The organism is Peteryoungia algae, assembly GCF_030369675.1.
GTDB classification, from domain to species: Bacteria; Pseudomonadota; Alphaproteobacteria; order Rhizobiales; family Rhizobiaceae; genus Allorhizobium; species Allorhizobium algae.
Genome location: NZ_CP128477.1, coordinates 1,529,146 through 1,548,481, shown reverse-complemented (window position 1 = coordinate 1,548,481; position 19,336 = coordinate 1,529,146). Strand labels below are relative to the sequence as shown.

Annotated in this window: 18 protein-coding genes; 8 read left to right on the top strand and 10 right to left on the bottom strand. The window is 61.5% G+C overall.

Annotated features, from left to right (window positions below; genetic code table 11):
* Positions 1-50: 50 nt before the first annotated feature.
* The 3 genes from QTL56_RS07615 to QTL56_RS07605 all read right to left on the bottom strand — a co-directional run bounded on the left by QTL56_RS07615 (position 51) and on the right by QTL56_RS07605 (position 4,011).
* Positions 51-791 (bottom strand): substrate-binding periplasmic protein, encoded by a 741-nt coding sequence (locus QTL56_RS07615; RefSeq protein WP_245136409.1) that lies wholly within the window; start codon positions 789-791, stop codon positions 51-53.
* A 23-nt stretch (positions 792-814) separates the two neighbouring features.
* On the bottom strand, positions 815-3,193 hold the full coding sequence (locus tag QTL56_RS07610) for an EAL domain-containing protein (protein ID WP_245136410.1): 2,379 nt from the start codon (positions 3,191-3,193) through the stop codon (positions 815-817).
* 209 nt (positions 3,194-3,402) lie between these two features.
* Entirely contained in the window at positions 3,403-4,011 is a 609-nt protein-coding gene (locus QTL56_RS07605) for a 50S ribosomal protein L25/general stress protein Ctc (protein ID WP_229574078.1), read from the bottom strand.
* 294 nt (positions 4,012-4,305) lie between these two features.
* Here QTL56_RS07605 and QTL56_RS07600 point away from each other — a divergent pair, with 294 nt between their 5' ends.
* From QTL56_RS07600 to QTL56_RS07585, 4 genes are all read left to right on the top strand, one after another.
* A complete protein-coding gene (locus tag QTL56_RS07600; RefSeq protein WP_245136411.1) occupies positions 4,306-6,411 on the top strand; it encodes a putative bifunctional diguanylate cyclase/phosphodiesterase in 2,106 nt (701 codons plus the stop codon).
* A gap of 145 nt (positions 6,412-6,556) precedes the next feature.
* Positions 6,557-7,525 carry a helix-turn-helix domain-containing protein gene (locus QTL56_RS07595; RefSeq protein WP_245136412.1) on the top strand — a complete coding sequence of 323 codons (969 nt, stop codon included), beginning with the start codon at positions 6,557-6,559 and terminating at the stop codon, positions 7,523-7,525.
* Positions 7,526-7,661: 136 nt separating this feature from the next.
* Positions 7,662-9,176: an aldehyde dehydrogenase gene (adh, locus tag QTL56_RS07590; RefSeq protein ID WP_245136413.1), complete on the top strand. Its 1,515-nt coding sequence runs from the start codon at positions 7,662-7,664 to the stop codon at positions 9,174-9,176.
* 165 nt (positions 9,177-9,341) lie between these two features.
* Positions 9,342-9,716 carry a DUF779 domain-containing protein gene (locus QTL56_RS07585; protein WP_245136414.1) on the top strand — a complete coding sequence of 125 codons (375 nt, stop codon included), beginning with the start codon at positions 9,342-9,344 and terminating at the stop codon, positions 9,714-9,716.
* Between the two features lie 20 nt (positions 9,717-9,736).
* Here the strand turns inward: QTL56_RS07585 and QTL56_RS07580 are convergent, their stop codons facing one another.
* The 7 genes from QTL56_RS07580 to lgt form a co-directional block, all read right to left on the bottom strand.
* Entirely contained in the window at positions 9,737-10,591 is an 855-nt protein-coding gene (locus QTL56_RS07580) for a hypothetical protein (RefSeq protein WP_245136415.1), read from the bottom strand.
* Positions 10,592-10,739: 148 nt separating this feature from the next.
* Complete coding sequence (locus QTL56_RS07575; RefSeq protein ID WP_229574068.1) at positions 10,740-11,672, bottom strand: ribose-phosphate pyrophosphokinase; 933 nt, start codon at positions 11,670-11,672, stop codon at positions 10,740-10,742.
* Between the two features lie 152 nt (positions 11,673-11,824).
* Positions 11,825-12,550: a hypothetical protein gene (locus QTL56_RS07570; RefSeq protein ID WP_245136641.1), complete on the bottom strand. Its 726-nt coding sequence runs from the start codon at positions 12,548-12,550 to the stop codon at positions 11,825-11,827.
* A gap of 177 nt (positions 12,551-12,727) precedes the next feature.
* Positions 12,728-13,879 (bottom strand): M24 family metallopeptidase, encoded by a 1,152-nt coding sequence (locus tag QTL56_RS07565; RefSeq protein WP_245136416.1) that lies wholly within the window; start codon positions 13,877-13,879, stop codon positions 12,728-12,730.
* Position 13,880: 1 nt separating this feature from the next.
* Entirely contained in the window at positions 13,881-14,675 is a 795-nt protein-coding gene (pgeF, locus tag QTL56_RS07560) for a peptidoglycan editing factor PgeF (RefSeq protein WP_229574066.1), read from the bottom strand.
* 132 nt (positions 14,676-14,807) lie between these two features.
* Positions 14,808-15,908, bottom strand: coding sequence for a class I SAM-dependent methyltransferase (locus QTL56_RS07555; protein ID WP_229574065.1), 1,101 nt, complete (start codon positions 15,906-15,908; stop codon positions 14,808-14,810).
* 9 nt (positions 15,909-15,917) lie between these two features.
* Positions 15,918-16,766 (bottom strand): prolipoprotein diacylglyceryl transferase, encoded by an 849-nt coding sequence (gene lgt, locus QTL56_RS07550; protein ID WP_245136417.1) that lies wholly within the window; start codon positions 16,764-16,766, stop codon positions 15,918-15,920.
* A 190-nt stretch (positions 16,767-16,956) separates the two neighbouring features.
* Here lgt and QTL56_RS07545 point away from each other — a divergent pair, with 190 nt between their 5' ends.
* The 4 genes from QTL56_RS07545 to QTL56_RS07530 all read left to right on the top strand — a co-directional run bounded on the left by QTL56_RS07545 (position 16,957) and on the right by QTL56_RS07530 (position 19,321).
* Positions 16,957-17,217 (top strand): accessory factor UbiK family protein, encoded by a 261-nt coding sequence (locus tag QTL56_RS07545; RefSeq protein WP_229574063.1) that lies wholly within the window; start codon positions 16,957-16,959, stop codon positions 17,215-17,217.
* 441 nt (positions 17,218-17,658) lie between these two features.
* Positions 17,659-18,159 (top strand): type III secretion system chaperone family protein, encoded by a 501-nt coding sequence (locus QTL56_RS07540; RefSeq protein WP_229574062.1) that lies wholly within the window; start codon positions 17,659-17,661, stop codon positions 18,157-18,159.
* Positions 18,160-18,161: 2 nt separating this feature from the next.
* Positions 18,162-18,980, top strand: a complete 819-nt coding sequence (gene proC, locus QTL56_RS07535; RefSeq protein ID WP_245136418.1) for a pyrroline-5-carboxylate reductase — start codon at positions 18,162-18,164, stop codon at positions 18,978-18,980.
* Positions 18,977-19,321: a tRNA-binding protein gene (locus QTL56_RS07530; protein ID WP_245136419.1), complete on the top strand. Its 345-nt coding sequence runs from the start codon at positions 18,977-18,979 to the stop codon at positions 19,319-19,321. Before proC ends, QTL56_RS07530 begins: the two co-directional genes overlap by 4 nt.
* The last annotated feature ends 15 nt before the right edge of the window (positions 19,322-19,336 follow it).

The window sequence follows — 19,336 nt, the reverse complement described above, 5'->3', positions numbered from 1 at the left end:
CCTTTCCCCATAGCGAAATGGCGCGAAAGTCAAGACGGTTGTCGGCAGCTTCAGGGTTTGGCCGCGACCAGGCCGAAGTTCGTGTAGCGCAGATTGTATGTGTCGAAGATCTTGGCCTGGGTGCCGTCGGCGATCAGCTTGTCCAGCTCGCCCTGCATGCGGGCCAGCAGGTCCTGTGGAAAATTCGCGTTGCAGGCGATGGCAAATATCTGTTCCGAGAAGACGAATTGCGCTTCGAGTTCCTCACCCTTTTCCTGCAGCTCGATATAGTGCTGCTCGGAGATCGGCATCAGGTCGATGCGCTTGCTTTGCAGCTTCTTCAGGGTCAGTTTCAGGTCGGTGGCAAGGTCAATCTTCGGGAAGCCTTCGTTCTCCAGCAGCGTCTGGGTGTAGTCGTTGCGCTGGGTGCCGACGATGTAGCCCTTGGCCTCCTCAATGTTTCCGACCGTAATGCCGGATTTCCTGTGGGACACCATGAAATTTCGTCCGACGGCGACCGGCTCAACCCATTTGAACTTCTTGTCGCGTTCGGGGATGTGGGCGGCCGTGAAGACGCAGTGCATCGGCTCGGTTTCGGCGAGCGCTATGGCCCGGGCCCAGGGCATCATCTCGATGGTGTAGGGGATATTGATCTCCTTCATCATCAGAAGGAGCTGATCATAGCCGGCACCGACGATCTGGTCGCCTTCCCGGTAGTTATAGGGTGGGTAGTCCTCGGTGGTGAAGTGGACGGTGTCTGCGGCAGCGACCGGGGCCGCCGCAAGTGAAAGCATGATGGCAAGGACTTTCATTGCTGATCCCTCTTCCGTTGATGTCAGCCGGCAGACGCCTTCTGCAGGCGTGCCCGATTGGCAGTGGCTTGTTCGATGAGTGCCGATAGCGGCTGCGGACGGGCGAAATGATAACCCTGGCCGTAATCGACGCCGAATTCTTCCAGGATGCGCCGTTGTTCGTCGGTCTCGATGCCTTCGGCGACCACGGTGCATTCCATCTTGTGGGAGATCGCCGTGATGCCTTCGACGAGCATGCGGCTCTTGTGGCGCAGTTCTTCCTCGTCCTCGGTCAGCGAGCGGATGAAGGACTGGTCGATCTTGACGATGTCTACGGGGAACCGGTTCAGGTAGCTGAGCGATGAATAGCCCGTACCGAAATCGTCGAGCGCCAGGCGATAGCCGTAGCGGTTGAACTCGTCGAGGATCGTGCGGATCTGCGGATTGTCGTGCAGGAGCGTCGCTTCCGTGATCTCGATGACGATCCGGTGCGGTGCAATCTCGAACTGGGTGGTCAAGGCGGCGAGGCGAACCGGTAGCGACGGATCGAACTGCAGCGGCGAGAAATTGACGGCGAGATAGGCGTCCTGATCGCCGGTCGCTGCGCTGAGCTTTGCAAGGTTTGCCAGCGCCTTTTCCAGGACCTTGCCGCCGAGACGGCTGATCGCGCCGTTCTCTTCCGCGACCCGGATGAGTTGGGCAGGCGGGATGATGCCACGCTCGGGGTGAACGAGACGCATCAGGGCTTCGTAGCCGACGGTCCGGCCGCTTCCGACTTCGACGATCGGCTGGAAGTAGGCGTCGAACCAGTCCTCTGCCAGACCTTCCTCGATGTCGTGCTCGATCTCGGCCCGGCGGCGGGTGTGGTCCTGAATGTCGGAATTGTAGAGCTGAGCGCCGTTCTTGCCGTCGCGCTTCTTGCTATACATGGCCATGTCGGATTTCTGCAGCAGCTCGGCGGCATTGGCGGCATGGCTCGGGTAGAGCGCGATGCCGATGCTGGCGCTGAGGCGCACGGTCGAGCCGTCGATGGTCATCGGTTCGATGAAGATATCGCACAGTGTCCGGCTGATTTCCGTCGCGACCTCTTCGATCGCCGGGCCGCGCAGCAGCACGGCAAATTCATCGCCGCCGAGGCGGGCGGCAATCGCGCCTTCGGGAAGACGCAGGTTCATGCTTTCGACGAAACGACAGAGGACTATGTCACCGGCCTGGTGGCCGAGATTGTCATTGATCCACTTGAAGCGGTCGAGGTCGACGAAGATGCAGGCGAGCTCCTCGCCGGCCTCGTCGGTTGCGGCAATCTCATTGTCGAGGGCCGTCTCGAAGCCCTGGCGGTTGCGAAGCCCCGTCAGATGGTCGGTGATCGCCTGATGATGGTTGCGTTCCTCGGACTGCTTGAGGGCGGTCACGTCCGTCATGACGCTCAGGGACAGATCTTCCTTCGCGCCTTCGATCTTGCGGCTCGCCTCGGCGATCAGGACATCCATGATCGTGCCATTGGCACAGACGAACTGGGTCGTGGCTTCCAGGACATCGGCGATGGCGCACGTCTTCTTGCGTTCCTGATAGGCGGTCCGGGCGTCCTTCGGCACGAGTTCGACGAATTTTCGTCCGACGACCTGATGGCGCTGATAGCCGGTGGCGAGCAGCCAGTATTCGCTGACGCCGGTGATCCGGTCTTCCTCGTCGAGGGAAAACAGCATGGCGGGCGTCGTGTTGTAGATGTCCGTCGAACGGCGGTGGGCGAGGCGGAGTTCGCCTTCCTCCTGCTCGAGTTTGATCTGCATGGCGTTGAAGCTGCGGGCCAGGCGTCCGATCTCGTCATTCGACTGCCAGTCGACATGGTGGCGGGAGCCGAGCCGACGGGTCGCCTCGATTGCGGCCGTCAGCTTCAGGAGCGGCTTCATCACCATCAGGCGGTTGCCGATGATGGCGGAGCCCACGACGCCGATGACGGCCAGCATGAAGATGCCGATCAGCATGACCTCTGCCTGGCGCAGCGAGGAGAACATGTCGATCCGGCTGTAGTAGATGGTGATGGTGCCGACGTGTTTCGGCCCTTCGACGGCGCGGTAGTGGATCTCCCGCGTGATCGATTCCAGTCCGTTCTTCGACCATCTTGGCAGCGCCGGCATCGAGACCGAGATGCCGCCCGATATGTCCTTGACGTTGACCCTTGTGACAGGTCCGTTGGAGACGATCGTGGCGGTGATCTGCTCCACGCTTTCCTGATCGAAGTCCCAGAGCGGCTTGGCAAGCGCCTGGGCATTGGCGGCCAGCAGAATGTCGAGGTTCTGCTGCTGCTCGTTTGCGGCCCGTTCCGTCGCAAGCGACAGGAACAGCCCAAAGAGCGGCACGACCAAAATGAAGATCGTAATGCCGACGATGGCGAGGAATCTGCTCTCGACCGATCGTGTCATTGCGCCTTGTGCTCCGCAGGGTTCGGGCTGTCCGACATTGTCTTCAACGGTCCCTCGCGTCTGGATTGAGCGCGCAGGCTTTCACAAAACCGTTTAAATCTGCCTAAAGCCGAATACTCGGAAACGAGGATTTCAGCGGAGCCTGTCCCGGAACGAGAAAACCCGCCTCCTTGCGGAGACGGGTTTCGAAATCAGAAGGGCGCGAAGGATCAGCCTTCGGTCGCTTCTTCGCTCTCGTCTTCGGCAACACCGGCAGCCGGCGCGACGATCGTGGCGATCGTGAAATCGCGATCGGCGATCACAGGCGTCACACCCTTCGGCAGCTGGACAGCCGAAATGTGGATCGCGTCACCGACCTTGAGGCCGGCGAGGTCAACGGTGATTGCTTCCGGGATGTCGGAAGCCGGGCAGTGCAGTTCAACTTCGTGACGAACGATGTTGAGAACGGCGCCGGTCTTGATGGCCGACTTCTCATCATTGATGAAGTGAACCGGTACCTGAACCGAAACCTGGCTGTTTGCCGAGACGCGCAGGAAGTCGATATGCATCGTGAAATCACGAACGACGTCGAGCTGGTAGTCCTTGGGCAGAACGCGGATCTTCTTGCCATCGAGATCGATGGTGGCAACCGTGGTCATGAAACCGCCGGCATGGATACGCTTGGTGACCTCGTTCGTGTTGATCGAGATCGCAATCGGGGCCTGCTTGTCACCATAGATGACAGCCGGGATGAGACCGTTGCGGCGAAGTTCGCGGGAGGACCCCTTACCTACCCGTTCGCGTGCTACGGCCTTGAGCTCGTAAGAAGCGTGGCTCATGGCTTTACCTTTCAAGTTACTGGAGAGCCCTGGCGGCTTCTATGCCATGCCAGAACCGGAGACCGTTTCCGGTCCCATCCACATTGCCTCCAAGGGTGTCTGTGCGGATCGGGCGCCTATAGACCAGATGTGGCGGAATGGCAAGGTTCTCGCGGGGAAAGCCAACAATAACGCGTTCGTGATCCCTTTTGGTCGGAACCGCGCCCGGGATCGGATTTGGTAACCATGCCCGGTGAGCATTTAGCAATTGACTATTGTTATGTTTTATTTCTCCGATTCAACTGGTTTTCACTTATGCTCGCAGTACTTTCCTGCATCGCCGTCGATCACAATCCGCTCTCACTCATCGGAGCGGTTGTCGTTTGCGTCCTTGGTTCCTTTTTGACGATGCGGCTGTTCAGCCGCATGCGCAACACAAGGGGCGCCATGCGTGCGAGCTGGACGGCGCTCACCGCGATCATTGGCGGGTCGGCGATCTGGACGACGCATTTCGTGGCCATGATGGGTTATGATGCGGCTGTGCTCACCGGCTACAAGCCGACTGCGACGCTCCTGTCTCTTGTGCTGGCCATCGCGGTGACCGGGGCCGGGCTTTCGATTGCCACTGCCACCCAGCGGAGCCTGCTGATCGAGGCGGGTGGTGCCATCGTCGGTGCGGGCATCGCCTCCATGCATTATATCGGCATGTCCGGCTATGAGGTGCAGGGGCATCTGGAGTGGGACAATAGCTATGTTGCGGCGTCTCTGCTGGCTGCTGGCCTGTTCGGCGCGATGGCGACGAGTCGTGTTGCGCGTCCCGTGACCCGCTTTTGCCGCTACGGCGGCGGCCTGGCACTCGTCCTCGCCATTGCGTCGACCCATTTCATCGGCATGACAGCGTTGACCGTCGTGCCGAATTCCGCCGCCTCGATGCCCGCGAACATGCTGCCCGAGAGTGTGATGACGGTCGTCCTCATGTTCGTCACGCTGCTGATTCTGGCGATCGGAGCGATGACCTATGTGATCGATCGCCAGTCGAACAAGTCGGCCGTCGAACGTTACCGCCAGCTCTCGCTGCATGACGCACTGACCGGCCTGCCGAATCGGGCCGCTTTTCTCGAGCGGGTCGGGCATGTCATGGAAACGCCGACGGCGCGGAATGAACGCATCTATGTCTTCTCCTTCGACCTGGACCGGTTCAAGGAGATCAATGATGTGCATGGACATGCGGCGGGTGATCACGTTCTGCGGGTCGTCGCCGAGCGCATGACCCGGAATCTGCGGTCGGGTGAGTTCGTCGCGCGTATCGGCGGAGATGAATTCATCGCCGTCAGCCCTCGCATCTTCACGGCGGCCGAGGCCGAGAACTTCGCTCGCGGGATCATTACCGAGATCAATGCCTCGATCGAATGGCAGGGGCTGACGCTCTCGGTCGGCACCAGCATCGGCGTCACCGTCTATCCCGATGCCGCAGAAGATGTCGACGACCTGCTGGCTCAGGCCGATATCGCCATGTATCGGGCGAAGGCCACGGGATCCAACAATATCTGTTTCTACGACAAGTCGATGGACCAGGCCGCACGCGAGCGCAGCGCGCTCGCCATGGATATGCGCACAGGTCTGCAGCGCGGCGAGTTCCAGCTCTATTTCCAGAAGCAGAACAATACCAAGTCCGGCGAGGTGATCGGGTTCGAGGTTCTCCTGCGCTGGCTCCATCCTCGTCGCGGCATGGTCTCGCCGGTCGAGTTCATCCCGATTGCGGAGCGCACGGGCTTCATCATGGAGTTGGGGGACTGGGTGCTGCGGCAAGCCTGTGTAGAGGCGGTCAAATGGGGCAATCCGCTCAAGATTGCTGTCAATGTCGCGCCGAAACAGCTCGCCAATGCCAATTTTCCGCAGCGGGTCCGCGAAATTCTTGCCGAAACCGGTCTTGATCCGGCACGGCTCGAACTCGAGATCACCGAGTCCGGCATCATCGTCGACCAGCAGCATGCCCTTTTGATCATCCGGCAGCTCAAGGCGATCGGTGTGAAGATTGCCATGGACGATTATGGCACCGGCTATTCCTCGCTCTCCACGCTGCAGCTTTTCCCCTTCGACAAGATCAAGATCGACCGCGGCTTCATCGACAATGTCGCCGACAACCGGCAGTCGGCCGCGATCGTGCGCTCGACGCTCATTCTCGCGCAGAGCCTCGATATTCCGGTGCTCGCGGAAGGCGTGGAGAATGCCGAGCATCTGCGCTTCCTTCAGGACGAGGGCTGCGAGCAGGTGCAGGGCTATTTCTATGGCAGACCCCAGCCCTTGTCGGAGATTCAGGATATCGTCAATCCGCCTCCAGCGGCCGCCAAGGCCGGGCTCGAAGCCAGCGCGGATGCCGGGCAGATTTCCGAAGGCAAGCCGGGCGAACTCGCCGCATGAGTGGCAGCAGCATCGGTCAGGCGAACTGTCGCAGAACTGCGCCACTTTCCTGAGCAAATCGAGCGGCTGTCTTTTGCCGCTGGATTGAGCGATTGCCACGGTCGGAGGAAGGCGCATACTGGCGGATGTGCTTTGGGAGGAGCCGATGCGACAGGAAATCCGCCATTCTGATCTCGTCTATTCGACGGCGCAGAAGGCTTCGGCTGCCGTGACGTCACCCGTTGCTGCATCGTGGAGCCGCTGCCTCAACCTTTACCGCCTGCAGCCCGAAGAGGCGCGCAAGCCGGTGCAGGTTGACGACGCAGCCTTTCGGGAAGCGCATGCGCGCATGGAGCGCCTGATCGGCAGTTCTGCAGACGAGGTCGATCGACTTTACCAGATGATCGGACGATCCGGCTGCTGCATCATTCTCGCCGATGCCGACGGCATTGTCGTCGACCGTCGTGGAGCACCCGGCGATGATGTGGAATTCCGGGCACTCGGGCTCTGGCAACAGACGATGTGGAGCGAACCGAGCGTCGGGACCAATGGTATCGGTACGGCACTCGCCGACGAGCGTGCCGTCGTCATCCATCGCGACCAGCATTTCATGAGCGCCAATATCGGGCTTTCCTGCGCAACGGCGCCAATCCGCGACCATCTCGGTCGGGTGGCGGCCGCACTGGATGTCTCCACTTGCCGCAATGACGTTTCGGACATGACACTCGCCGTATTGTCCCAGGCCGTCCGCGATGCGGCCGCGCGCGTCGAGGCGAACCTCTTCCGTCAGGCCTTTGCCGGCGCGCGGATCGTGGTCGTGCCGCAGGCGAATTCCTTCTCCGCCCTGATTGCCGTCGACGGAGATGATCTCATTCTCGGTGCAACCAAAGCCGCGCGGGTGGCGCTGAAACTCGATGACGTCATCATCGCTCAGGGGCTGCCGGCCACCGACGCGCTGCGCGAAACACGCGGCGAGCGGCGTGGAGAGGGCATGTCCGACCTGGAGGATGCAGAGCGAGCGGCACTTCGGCGCGTGTTGTCGCGCACGAGTGGCAATGTCTCGCAGGCGGCCCAGATGCTCGGCATCAGTCGCGCCACACTTCACCGGAAGATGAAGCGCTTCCAGTTGCAGTAAGGAGGCGGCAGTGTGTCGCATTCCTGAAACACTGTGCGCTGCAGCACTGTGTCCCATGGCTTCAAACGCAAGCAGAACACTGTGATCATCCTGTTATGGGAGCCCGGGAGGGGTTCCTGCACAGGGAGGATGACAGATGAATATTCAGGTTCAGGCCATTGCTGCTTCGCCGTTCAAGCTGAAATACGGAAACTTCATCGGCGGGGAGTTCCGCGAGCCGGTCAATGGTCGTTATTTCGAAAACACCACGCCAGTGACAGGGGGCAAGCTCTGCGACATCGCGAGGTCCGACGAGCATGACATCAATCTTGCGCTCGACGCTGCTCATGCCGCGAAAGACAAGTGGGGTCGCACATCGACCACCGAGCGCTCCAACATCCTGATGAAGATCGCCCAGCGGATGGAGGACAATCTCGAACTGCTCGCCCGGGCAGAGACCCTAGATAACGGCAAGCCGCTGCGCGAAACAATGGCGGCGGACATTCCGCTCGCCATCGACCACTTCCGCTATTTTGCATCCTGCATCCGCGCGCAGGAAGGAACGATCGGCGAGGTCGACCACGAGACGATCGCCTATCATTTCCATGAGCCGCTTGGCGTCGTCGGCCAGATCATTCCGTGGAATTTTCCAATCCTTATGGCGGCCTGGAAGATGGCACCGGCGCTGGCTGCCGGAAACTGCGTCGTGCTGAAGCCGGCCGAACAGACGCCGGCGTCCATCCTCGTCTGGATCGAGCTGGTCGGCGATCTGCTGCCGGCGGGCGTGCTCAACATCGTCAACGGTTTCGGGCTTGAAGCCGGCAAGCCGCTTGCGACAAGCCCGCGCATCGCCAAGATCGCCTTTACCGGCGAGACTTCGACCGGTCGCCTCATCATGCAGTATGCCAGCCAGAACCTGATCCCGGTGACGCTGGAGCTCGGCGGCAAGTCGCCGAATATCTTCTTTGAAGACGTCATGCGCGAGGATGACGACTATCTCGACAAGGCGCTGGAAGGCTTCGCGATGTTCGCGCTCAATCAGGGCGAAGTCTGCACCTGCCCAAGCCGCGCACTGGTGCATGAGAAGATCTATGATCGCTTCATGGAAAAGGCGATCAAGCGCGTTGCCGCGATCCGCCAAGGTGACCCGCTCGACATGTCGACGATGATCGGCGCGCAAGCCTCTTCCGAACAGTTGGAGAAAATCCTGTCCTATATGGACATCGGCCGCCAGGAAGGTGCCGAAGTGCTGATCGGTGGCGAGCGCAACAACCTCCCGGGCGATCTGGCGGGTGGCTATTACGTCAAGCCGACGGTGTTCAAGGGCCACAACAAGATGCGGGTGTTCCAGGAAGAGATTTTTGGACCCGTGGTTTCGGTCACGACCTTCAAGGATGAGGCGGAAGCGTTGGAGATCGCCAATGACACGCTCTACGGCCTTGGTGCTGGCGTGTGGAGCCGCGATGCAAACACCTGCTACAATTTCGGCCGCAACATCCAGGCCGGGCGGGTGTGGACCAATTGCTACCATGCCTATCCGGCGCATGCGGCCTTCGGGGGCTACAAGCAGTCCGGCATTGGCCGCGAGACGCACAAGATGATGCTCGACCATTACCAGCAGACCAAGAACATGCTGGTGAGCTACAGCCCGAAGGCCCTCGGCTTCTTCTAAACCCGCCGAGCTTCGCGTCTGGAGGGGCTGCAAACGGCCATGTTCTGCGCTTCCGGTGCTCGCGTACCTTCTGTGCGCTCGGCTCCGGTTCTCGAACACAACCGTTTTCGCCTCCTCCAGCCACGAATTTCGACGGGTTGGGGCGCTGGCAGTGGGAGAATGGCAATGAAGACCGACACAGGTGAACCGCGGGTGACCGCCACCGATGCCGCACTCGCATTTCTCGCCGAAATCCGGAAAGACCATCCCGACATACTGTTCCACCAGTCCGGCGGATGCTGCGACGGGTCGTCGCCGATGTGTTACCCGGCGAGCGAATACCGCGTCGGCGAGACGGATGTGAAGCTGGGCGAGATCGGTGGCGTACCCTTCTATATCAGCGGCAGCCAGTATGCCGTCTGGGCGCACACGCAATTGATCATCGACGTCGTGCCGGGGCGAGGGGGTATGTTCTCACTCGACAACGGGCGTGAGCGGCGCTTTCTCACGCGATCCAGGCTGTTTTCCGGCGGCGAGGCCTGCCCGCTGCCGCTTGTATAGCACTGATCGCGCTATCAGGGTCAGCGCAGACCGACCACCTCGCAGGCGGCGTCGATGAAGGCGAGCTTGACCGCTTGTGTCGTCAGGTATTCGCTGAGGAATTCGCGAGATATCCACATGGTGGACCGGCCTCGATTGCCTTCCCAGCCGATGCTGCCGAGCGCTTCTGCCTCCCGCAGCTTGCGGGTCAGGTGGGTGCGCGACAGCCGGAAATTCTCGGCGAGTTCAGGGACGGAGCGGACCTGGGTCGGAATGCGTTCGACCGAGGGGGCCACCGGCTCGACGCCGACCATCAGCCAGTCCATGACGATCCCGCCATTGTTGAGCCAGGTGAAGAGCGACCAGGTCTGTGAGGGGGTGCGAAACTCGGGCGATACCAGAGCGCGGCGTGTGATCTCGGGATGGAGGCGCGCCATGATCGCCTCGTTGGCCTCGAAGGCGTCGAGCCGATGGCCGCCATCGAGCCGGTCGAGGCTCGTCAGATGGATAAAGGTCCAGTGGCGGGTCGCCGCGATGGCGATCGGAGTCGGGACAAAGGGACGGTTGCGACGATCGGCCGTCTGGCTTTGCTGGCCAATGCCATAGACCAGCATTTCCTTGATGAAGGCATCTGCCGTGTTGACCGAGGAAAGGCCGAGCGTCTTCACCTGCTCGAGGAAGCGTGCCATCAGGACGACGGGGTCCGGATTGCCGCGTGCAACTTCCTGAAAATATTGCGCCATCGCGAGATGACCGAGCAACCAGCGTTGCTGGGTTCCGAAAACCGCAGCGAGCCTGGGGCTCTGGTCGTTGACGCGAAGCAGGGCCCGGGACTGGTCCCGAACCGTTTCATGGAAGTCTGAATTGCTCAGCAGCTGTTCAACCAAGAGAGGCATTAATTCACGCGCAAAAGGGGCGGTCAGCGGTTCTGAAATGGAGTATTGCGCGGGAAGCTGTATGCAAAGCACAGCCAGAGTGCAAGCGATTGTGATATCGCTCACATTGATTTTTCGATCCTAATCTCAAGACGTGAAAGAGGCCGCCTCAATCGAAGAGGCTGGAGACCGATTCTTCCTGACTCGTCCGGTTGATCGCCTCGCCAAGGAGGTTTGCGGTCGACAGCACGCGGATGTTGGGGGCGGAGAGAACAGCCGTCGTCGGCTGGATCGAATCCGTTATCACCAGTTCCCGCAATCTCGACGATGCGACACGGGTCACCGCGCCGCCCGAGAGAACGCCGTGGGTGATGTAGGCCGTCACACTGGTCGCGCCGTTCTTCAGCAGGGCGTCGGCTGCATTGCAGAGCGTGCCGCCGGAATCGACGATGTCGTCGATCAGGATGCAATCCTTGCCCGAGACGTCGCCGATGACGTTCATGACTTCGGATTCACCCGGTCGGTCACGGCGCTTGTCGACGATGGCGAGCAGACAGTCGAGGCGCTTGGCGAGCGAGCGGGCGCGCACGACGCCGCCGACGTCAGGCGAGACCACCATGACATTGTTGGTGTCGTAGCGTTCCTTCACGTCGTTGGCGAGCAACGGCACGGCATAAAGGTTGTCCGTGGGGATATCGAAGAAGCCCTGGATCTGACCTGCATGCAGGTCGAGCGTCAACACTCGGTCGGCACCCGCCTCAGTGATCAGGTTGGCGACCAGCTTGGCCGAGATCGGCGTACGGGGGCCTGCCTTTCGGTCCTGGCGGGCATAGCCGAAATAGGGCAGGACCGCCGTGATGCGGCGTGCCGAGGATCGACGGAAGGCGTCGATCATGATCAGCAGTTCCATCAGATGGTCGTTCGTCGGAAACGACGTCGCCTGAACGACGAATACGTCTTCACCACGCACGTTTTCCTGGATCTCTACGAAGATTTCCTGGTCTGCGAAACGGCGGACGCTGGCCTTGCCGAGTGGTACATTGAGATAGGAGCAGATCGTTTCGGCCAATTGCCGGTTCGAATTACCTGCGAAAACCTTCATCTTGGCCCGCCTGTTACCATGCTGAGATGCGGGCTTTTTAGCGCCCTTGCCCCTGAATGCAAGAGCTTTGGACAGTTAGGCCCATATTTTCGGTTGATGCGTCAAATGGGGCGCAGGATTTGCGGTTTCAGCGGTCGCCAATCGGTTGGGCGTCAGCCGGCGCGACTGTTCCGCCATGATACATATTCGGCCATGCTTTTGGTGGCAATCTGCTGCATGACCGAGGCCGGAACGGCCGCCCATGGGTCCTGCGCGCCGGAGGCGACCACCTCCTGGCCCTGGATCCGGTGCAGGCGTCCGCCACTCGCGTCCAGTATGTCCCAGACATAGGTGATGGTGACATTGCCGCTGTCGGAGAAGGCTGAGAAGTAGCCCTTCAGGATATGTTCGCTGGAAGCGTCGCTCGCGCTCTTGATGGTGAGGCCTCGGGCGCGGGCCTCCGCACCGAGCTGGCGGGAGAGTGGCGTCACGGCTTGGACCGGCGCACCGATGATCGGCAGGAAGCGAACGCTGCCGGTCGCCTGAGCAGCCGGGGGAAGGGCCGCCTGCTGGCTTTGGGCTGCCGGCGGGGAGGTCTGGCGAGCCGGCTGTTGTGGCGCGCTCGGGAAGGCCTGGCTGCCTGCGCCATCAAGCGGCGTGGACGCGGCCGGATTGCGTCCGCCCTGCGCGAGCGCCACAGCCTGGGCCTCCAGCGAGTTCTGCGGGCCGCGGAGCGGCTCTGCATAGGCGCCAGACTGACCGAGCGGCGCGCTCTGCACGGTCTGGCCACCCCCGGCAGGGGCAGCGAGCTGCTGGGAGTAGGGGGAAGGCTGGCTGCCATCGCCGACATCTGCGGGTGGCGTCAGGACATCGGTGCTGTTGCAACCGGCAAGCAGCATCAGCAAGCCGATGGCTGCGGCGCGGCTCCTGGATCGTTTATGGGAATGTTTCACCACGGCGGGTCCTTCCCTTTCACTCCTGTCACAATTAATGGGCCTAGCATGCTTTGCCTGTCAATTCCCTGAATGGACAGGCAAAACCGCGCTACTGCAACGCAGACTCCCTAATGCGCCAGCTCACAGGTTGATCAGGTCGAGCGGGTGGCGCGACAGGGCGCGGGGGGCCGTCTCCGTGGTCAGATAGGTATGACCCACGGTCATTGCCGTTTCCCGATCGCTGTCCATGATGATCATATGCACGAAGAGCGTCATGTCGGCCGCGATCACCTCGGGATTGCCGGCGTGGAACATCTGGTGCTCCATCCAGGAAGGGGCGAAACGGGCGCCGACCGAGTAACCGCAAGCATTGAAGCGGTGCCGGGTCAGGCCTCGGTCGTCCATGATCTTGGCATGGGCGTCGAAGACCTCGCCGAAGGTGTGGCCGGGGCGGAGCACGTGCTCGATCGCCCTCATGCCATCGAGGGCTGCCGTATGCATTTCCCGGTGCCGTGCCGTCGGGTTGCCCACAAGCACGGTGCGCAGCATCGGCGCATGGTAGTGTGCCGAGACGCCGGCCCATTCGATCGTGAGCTGATCCGTCTGCGACAGTCGACGCCGTCCGGACTTGTAACGGCAAAGCAATGCGTCGGCGGCCGAGCCGATGACAAAGGGGTTGGCGGAATAGTCGCCTCCGCCCGCCAGAACCGCGGATTGCATTGCGGCCAGGATTTCCGCCTCGTCGGCATCGGGTCCGATCAGGGGCAGGGCGGCATCATAGGCGAGGTCAGCCAGTTCGGCGGCATGGGTGACCTTGGCGATCTCGGCCGGGGATTTCACCAGCCGCAGGGTGCTGACGAGATAGGACGCGTCCATTACCTGGCAGAAATTGGTGAGTTGGTTGTCAACGAGGCGCGCGACGCGGCCGGTCATGCCATGGGTGTCATATTCGACGCCGACTCGCATGCCCAGCAGATCGAGATCGCTGAGCAGGTTCCTCAGGTCGACGGCGGGGTCTGCGTTCAAGCGGTCGACCCAAACAACGATATTCTCGATCGTCGATGTCTGCTTTGCCTGGCGCAGGTCTGGTGTGCGGGTGAGTAGCGTCAGCGTTCCGTCTGCCTTGACCACCAGGGTCTGGAAGAAGCAGTAGCCGAAGCTGTCGAAACCGGTGAGCCAGTACATGCTTTCCTGCGCGAAGAGCAGCAGGGCATCAAGTTTCTCCTCGGCCATGCGCGCCATCAGGCGGGCGCGGCGGGCGGAAAACTCGCTTTCGGTGAAGTGCAAGGCCATCTCAGTCCTCCATCATCGCAATCGCGGAAATCTGGCGCCCATAATCGGGTTCTCCCGCATGGGTGGTCCGGCGATAGGAAAAGAACGTTTCAGGAGCCGCATAGGTGCATATGCCGATGCTGTCGGCCCTCACGCCGGCGCGGTTCAGGCGCCTGACTGTCAGGCCCGGCAGATCAAACATGGCATGACCTGGCTTGGCGGACGGTATGAAGAAAGCCTCAAAGTCGCGGTCGGTTGCAATGAAACGATCGACGAATTCGGGGCCGACCTCGTAACTCGCCTGGGAGATCGAGGGCCCAAGCGTGGCGCGGATCTTGTCGCGTTGCGCGCCGAGCGCAATCATGGCCTCGATCGTGTTTTCCAGCACACCAGCAAGTGCACCTTTCCAGCCGGCATGAGCGGCACCGATCACCCGGTTTTCCGGATCGGCAAAAAGGATCGGGCCGCAATCTGCCGTCAGCACGCCGAGGACCACGCCGGGGCTCGCAGTCACCTGGGCATCGGCCTGGGGGCGGCTTCCATCGTATTCGGCGGTCACCACCACGACGTCGGGCGAATGGACCTGGTGTGCCGTGGCGAGGCGGTCCGGCGGCAGGCCGAACCAGGCGCTGACGCGGCGGCGGTTTTCGCGGACTTTCTCCGGATCGTCGTTCGAGCCGAGGCCGACATTCAGGCCGCGGTAAATCCCTTCGGAGACGCCACCGTCGCGGGTGAAGAAGCCATGGCGGATGCCGGCTGCAAATGCGGTGTCGAGACTCTCGGCGGTGATGGGGCGTGGCTGGTCGGCTGTGCTCATGATCTGTCTCCTGAGCCTTGGCAAATCACGCTCATGCGATGCGGATGCTGCGAAATGATTGGATTCAATCGGCTTTCTTCGATTTCGAGCCTATTGGAACGGGCGCGATCGTGCAGATCACGCACGTCCGTGTCAATCCTTGGGTTTGAAAGGCTGCAATTGGACCGCAGGCATGGAGACGGCCATGACCTTGAACAGTTCGCCCATATAGCCGTTGCCGGCGCCGGCCAGGCGATGCACGGCCTCGACGATTTCGGTCTGCATCTTTTCGTCCTTGTCGCGGCCGAGGGACGCCGCCCGCTGCTCGATGCCGAGCCCGACCAGGAAATCGCCCTGGTGCATGCAGCCGTTGAGATGGACGCCGGCCGCAAGGGCTGTGCGGGCGAGATTTTCGAAGTCGACATGGCTCGTCAGATCGGCGTGGCCCGGATGGGCCAGGGGCGGGTCATATTCGTGGGCGCGCACCGCCTGAAGCGTGTCGCCGAAGTTGGTGACCATGTGACCGTAGTCGATGACCAGAGCTGTGCCGTGATGTGCGACCAGCCGCTCGCAGATCGTCAGCATCACCGATTGGCGGGCAGGCGCCACTTCGAAGATCTCGCCATCGGCGGGTAGGCTCATGCCTTGTGGCAGCATGGCGGGATCGAGCGTGGCGACACCCAGCGTGAAGCAGAGTTCGTCGTTTTCGTCGAGGCCGACCATGCGCTCGCGAAACCCCTTCTGCGTCTTGACGAACTGCCGGATCGGGATGGCGTCGAAGAGCTCGTTGGCGGCGAGCAGCGTGAAGCCTTCCGGCACGCCGTCGAAGCTCTCGTGCCAGGAAACCTTGTCGCCGTGGGAGGACAGGGTTTCCATCTGCGTGAGTTTCAAGAGAGCGCTGGTTTCGACGAGATGCACCGTGGCGGTCTCGTAGAGATTGGGGGCCGCGCGGGAGATGACGCGCAGCATGTCGGCCATCATCGTGCCGCGGCCGGGTCCGATCTCGACGAGGCGAACGTCGCGGGGTTCACCATGGCGCTGCCAGGTGTTGATCATGAAAATGCCGAGCATCTCGCCGAAGAGCTGGCTGACCTCTGGCGCTGTCACGAAGTCGCCGTCCCGGCCGAACGGATTTCGGGTCCGGTAGTAGCCGTGTTCGGGATCGGCGAGGCAGAGAGCAAAATAATCGGTGACGCTGATCGGGCCATGGGCCGATATCAGCGACTTGATCTTCTGGGCGAGCGGTGTGGCCATCGGCGCTCCTCAGCCTTGCGTCACAGGGGTGGCGCGGCCAGCCCGCATGAAGATGACGATCCCGATGAGCAGCATGGGCAAGGACAGGACCATGCCCATGGTCAGCCAGCCACCGAAGAGATAGCCGATCTGGACGTCTGGCTCGCGGAAGAACTCGACGAAGATTCGGGCAGCCGCATAGCCTGCGACGAAGATGCCGGTGACGCGGCCGGGCCTGAGCAAGGCGCCGAAATAACGCGCCAGGAGCTGGAGTATGATCAGCAGGACAAGGCCTTCCAGGGCCGCTTCGTAGAGCTGGCTCGGATGACGCGGGAAGGGGCCACCGGTCGGGAAGGCCATGGCCCAGGGCATATCGGCCGGGCGACCCCAGAGTTCGCCATTAATGAAGTTGGCGATGCGGCCGAACAGCAGGCCGAGCGGTACGACACTCGCCACCAGGTCGAAGAGGCTCCAGAGGCGGATCTGATGCTTGCGGGCAAAGAAGACCATGGCGAGCGTCGCGCCAATGAAGCCGCCATGGAAGGACATGCCGCCGTTCCACACCTCGAATGCACGCATCGGATTGGCCGCCACCGAGGCAAAATCGTAAAAGAAGATATAGCCGATGCGTCCGCCGGCGACGATGCCGATCGCGGCCCAGAGGATGAAGTCATCGATCTGCTGCAGGGTGGCCGGTGCCTGGCCGTTTGGCCACAGATGCGGGCGTTTCAGCAAGTCGCGGGCGATCATCCAGCCGAGGAGGATGCCGGCGACATAGGCCAGCCCATACCAGTGGACCGCCAGCGGTCCGATCGAGAAGGCGACCGGGTCGATCGCGGGAAAGGATACGGCGGCGAAAAGGTCCAGAACTGACAACAATGGAGTACTTTCGTTAATGCTGCTGGAAAATGGCGTTGCACAATGGCACGGTCAAGATGGAATCGGGCCGTCTGCGACACCGTCAACCACCTTTATCTATCGTTGCCGCCTTGCATGCCGGCGGATCTGGTCCTACCTCCTTCTTCAAGGGTTCAATCCCAGTCCGCAGTCTGCTTGAGAGGAGTTTTCCATGTCGACCGGCCCCAACCGTATTCTCGATGATTTCGCCAAGTTGATGACCGATGCCGCCGGCGCCGCGCAAGGCGTGCGCAAGGAAGTGGAAACTGCCTTCCACGCCCAGGCCGAGCGATGGCTGAACAGCATGGACCTCGTCAAGCGCGAGGAGTTCGACGTGGTGCGCGAGATGGCGCTCAAGGCACGCGAAGAGAATGAGGCCCTGCAGAAGCGCATCGAGGTTCTCGAAGCACAGCTTTCGGCCAAGGCCAAGTAAGGCGGCTGCCTCCGTTCGGGCGGATCGACCTTCATTTGCGGATCTGGTGAAGACCCATTGCCTGTGGCTTTGGGTCTTTTTGTTATTTCAGCACCTTGACCGGTCCCTGCGGGGCCATCTGCGACGAAAAAAATGCAGCTTGTGGACAGGTGGCAAAAAGCCAATCGCCAGAGTCGCTTATGGGGTGATGCAAAGGCGATTCTGAAAGCGCCATCCACAGGCGTGTGGGCCAAATGTCGCGATGGGGGCTGGTGCTGGACCCTGACGATTATACACTGATTTTCAACGATGATTCTGAGTGGTGCCGCGTAAGTTTCGGGCAGGGTGCGTGTTCTATCCTGGGGTCCTTCGGAATCGTTTTCAGTAATTTCCGGTTCAGGTGTCCGAGTGACCCGGCGGTTCGCCGGGTGCCCGTATTCATTCCGGTCAATAAGGTGATGCATGAGCCTCATGGAAATCGAAGTCGAACGCCAGTCAAACCCGGTCGACATGATCGAGTTCGTCGCGGCGACCAATGACTGGTCGTTCGAGCGTTCGGGCGAAGACGAAATCGCAATGACCGTCGAAGGGCGTTGGGCCGACTACAATGTCTCCTTCTCCTGGATGGAGGAGTTCGAGGCGCTGCATCTGGCGTCCGCCTTCGACCTCAAGATCCCCGAAAACCGGCTCAACGAAGTCATCAAGCTGCTCTCCTACATCAATGGTCAGGTCCTGATGGGCCATTTCGACCTGTGGCGGAACGAGGATGTGGTGATCTTCCGCCAGTCGCTGCTGCTTGCAGGTGGCGCGGAGCCGACCAATCGTCAGGTCGAAGTGCTGCTCTCTTCCGCTGTCGATGCCTGTGAAGCCTATTACCAGGCCTTCCAGTTCGTGGTCTGGTCCGGCGTCGACGCCAAGAGCGCCATGGACGCCGTTCTGTTCGAGACCGTCGGAGAAGCCTGAGTATGACGGGTGCCGCATTCGGACAGATCGTTCTCGTCGGGGCAGGCAACATGGGCGGCGCCATGCTGGCCGGCTGGCTGAAGAGCGGTGTGCCCGGGTCGACGGTGACGGTGCTTGATCCGGGTCCTTCCGAAAAGATGATCGCGGCGATCAACGAGGCCGGTGCGCGCCATGCGGTAACGCCCCCGGAGGGCCTTGCCGCCGACATTCTCTTCCTCGCCCTGAAGCCGCAGGTCATGGATGCTGTGCTGCCCGGCCTCAAGTCTCTCGTCGGCCCGCAGACGACGGTGGTCTCCGTCGCCGCCGGCAAGACGATTGCCTCGATGGAAGGACATCTCGGCAAGTCGGCCATGGTGCGTGCCATGCCGAACACGCCTGCCATGGTCGGGCGGGGCGTCACCGGCGCCTTCGCCAATGCTGCCGTTTCCGACAGTCAGCGTGATATCGTCCATCGCCTGCTCCAGGTCTCCGGCCCTGTCGAATGGGTGACAAGCGAAGCAGACATCAATGCCGTGACCGCAGTCTCGGGCAGCGGTCCGGCTTATGTATTCTATCTCGTCGAATGCATGGCAGAGGCAGGCCGGAAAGCGGGCCTGCCGGCGGACCTCGCCATGCGTCTCGCACGGGAAACGGTCGCGGGGGCTGGTGAATTGTTGCACCAGTCCCCCGACCCGGCTGCCCAATTGCGCAAGAACGTTACCTCACCAGGGGGCACGACGGCGGCGGCGCTCTCCGTGCTGATGGCCGAGGACGGCATGCAGCCGCTGTTTGATCTGGCGATCGAGGCGGCGCGCAAGCGGGCCGAGGAGCTGGCCGAATGACCGGCTCCGAGATCAGCTTTGCCGACTTCGAAAAAGTCGACATTCGTGTCGGCACGATCGTGGAGGTCGAAGCCTTTCCGGAGGCACGCAAGCCGGCCTTCAAGCTGAAGATCGATTTCGGCCCCGAGATCGGCATCAAGAAGTCGTCTGCGCAGATCACCGTGCATTACACGCCGGAGGCGCTGATCGGGCGTCAGGTGCTTGGTGTGGTCAATTTTCCGCCGCGCCAGATCGGGCCTTTTCGGTCCGAGGTTCTGACGCTCGGCTTCGAAGACGCCAACGGGGCGATCGTGCTGGCGGCCGTCGAGCAGCCGGTGCCCAACGGCCGGAAGCTGATGTGATTGCGGGGGCTTCGG

Bases quoted from the DNA above. Each gene is read 5' to 3' on its own strand.
- QTL56_RS07615 (WP_245136409.1), bottom strand. From the start codon at position 791: ATGAAAGTCCTTGCCATCATGCTTTCACTTGCGGCGGCCCCGGTCGCT.
- proC (WP_245136418.1), top strand. From the start codon at position 18,162: ATGACGGGTGCCGCATTCGGACAGATCGTTCTCGTCGGGGCAGGCAAC.
- QTL56_RS07555 (WP_229574065.1), bottom strand. From the start codon at position 15,908: ATGGCCACACCGCTCGCCCAGAAGATCAAGTCGCTGATATCGGCCCAT.
- QTL56_RS07605 (WP_229574078.1), bottom strand. From the start codon at position 4,011: ATGAGCCACGCTTCTTACGAGCTCAAGGCCGTAGCACGCGAACGGGTA.
- QTL56_RS07530 (WP_245136419.1), top strand. From the start codon at position 18,977: ATGACCGGCTCCGAGATCAGCTTTGCCGACTTCGAAAAAGTCGACATT.
- QTL56_RS07575 (WP_229574068.1), bottom strand. From the start codon at position 11,672: ATGAAGGTTTTCGCAGGTAATTCGAACCGGCAATTGGCCGAAACGATC.
- QTL56_RS07565 (WP_245136416.1), bottom strand. From the start codon at position 13,879: ATGGCCTTGCACTTCACCGAAAGCGAGTTTTCCGCCCGCCGCGCCCGC.
- QTL56_RS07540 (WP_229574062.1), top strand. From the start codon at position 17,659: ATGAGCCTCATGGAAATCGAAGTCGAACGCCAGTCAAACCCGGTCGAC.
- QTL56_RS07570 (WP_245136641.1), bottom strand. From the start codon at position 12,550: ATGCTGCTTGCCGGTTGCAACAGCACCGATGTCCTGACGCCACCCGCA.
- QTL56_RS07610 (WP_245136410.1), bottom strand. From the start codon at position 3,193: ATGACACGATCGGTCGAGAGCAGATTCCTCGCCATCGTCGGCATTACG.
- QTL56_RS07580 (WP_245136415.1), bottom strand. From the start codon at position 10,591: ATGCCTCTCTTGGTTGAACAGCTGCTGAGCAATTCAGACTTCCATGAA.
- QTL56_RS07545 (WP_229574063.1), top strand. From the start codon at position 16,957: ATGTCGACCGGCCCCAACCGTATTCTCGATGATTTCGCCAAGTTGATG.
- QTL56_RS07595 (WP_245136412.1), top strand. From the start codon at position 6,557: ATGCGACAGGAAATCCGCCATTCTGATCTCGTCTATTCGACGGCGCAG.
- QTL56_RS07600 (WP_245136411.1), top strand. From the start codon at position 4,306: ATGCTCGCAGTACTTTCCTGCATCGCCGTCGATCACAATCCGCTCTCA.
- QTL56_RS07585 (WP_245136414.1), top strand. From the start codon at position 9,342: ATGAAGACCGACACAGGTGAACCGCGGGTGACCGCCACCGATGCCGCA.
- adh (WP_245136413.1), top strand. From the start codon at position 7,662: ATGAATATTCAGGTTCAGGCCATTGCTGCTTCGCCGTTCAAGCTGAAA.
- pgeF (WP_229574066.1), bottom strand. From the start codon at position 14,675: ATGAGCACAGCCGACCAGCCACGCCCCATCACCGCCGAGAGTCTCGAC.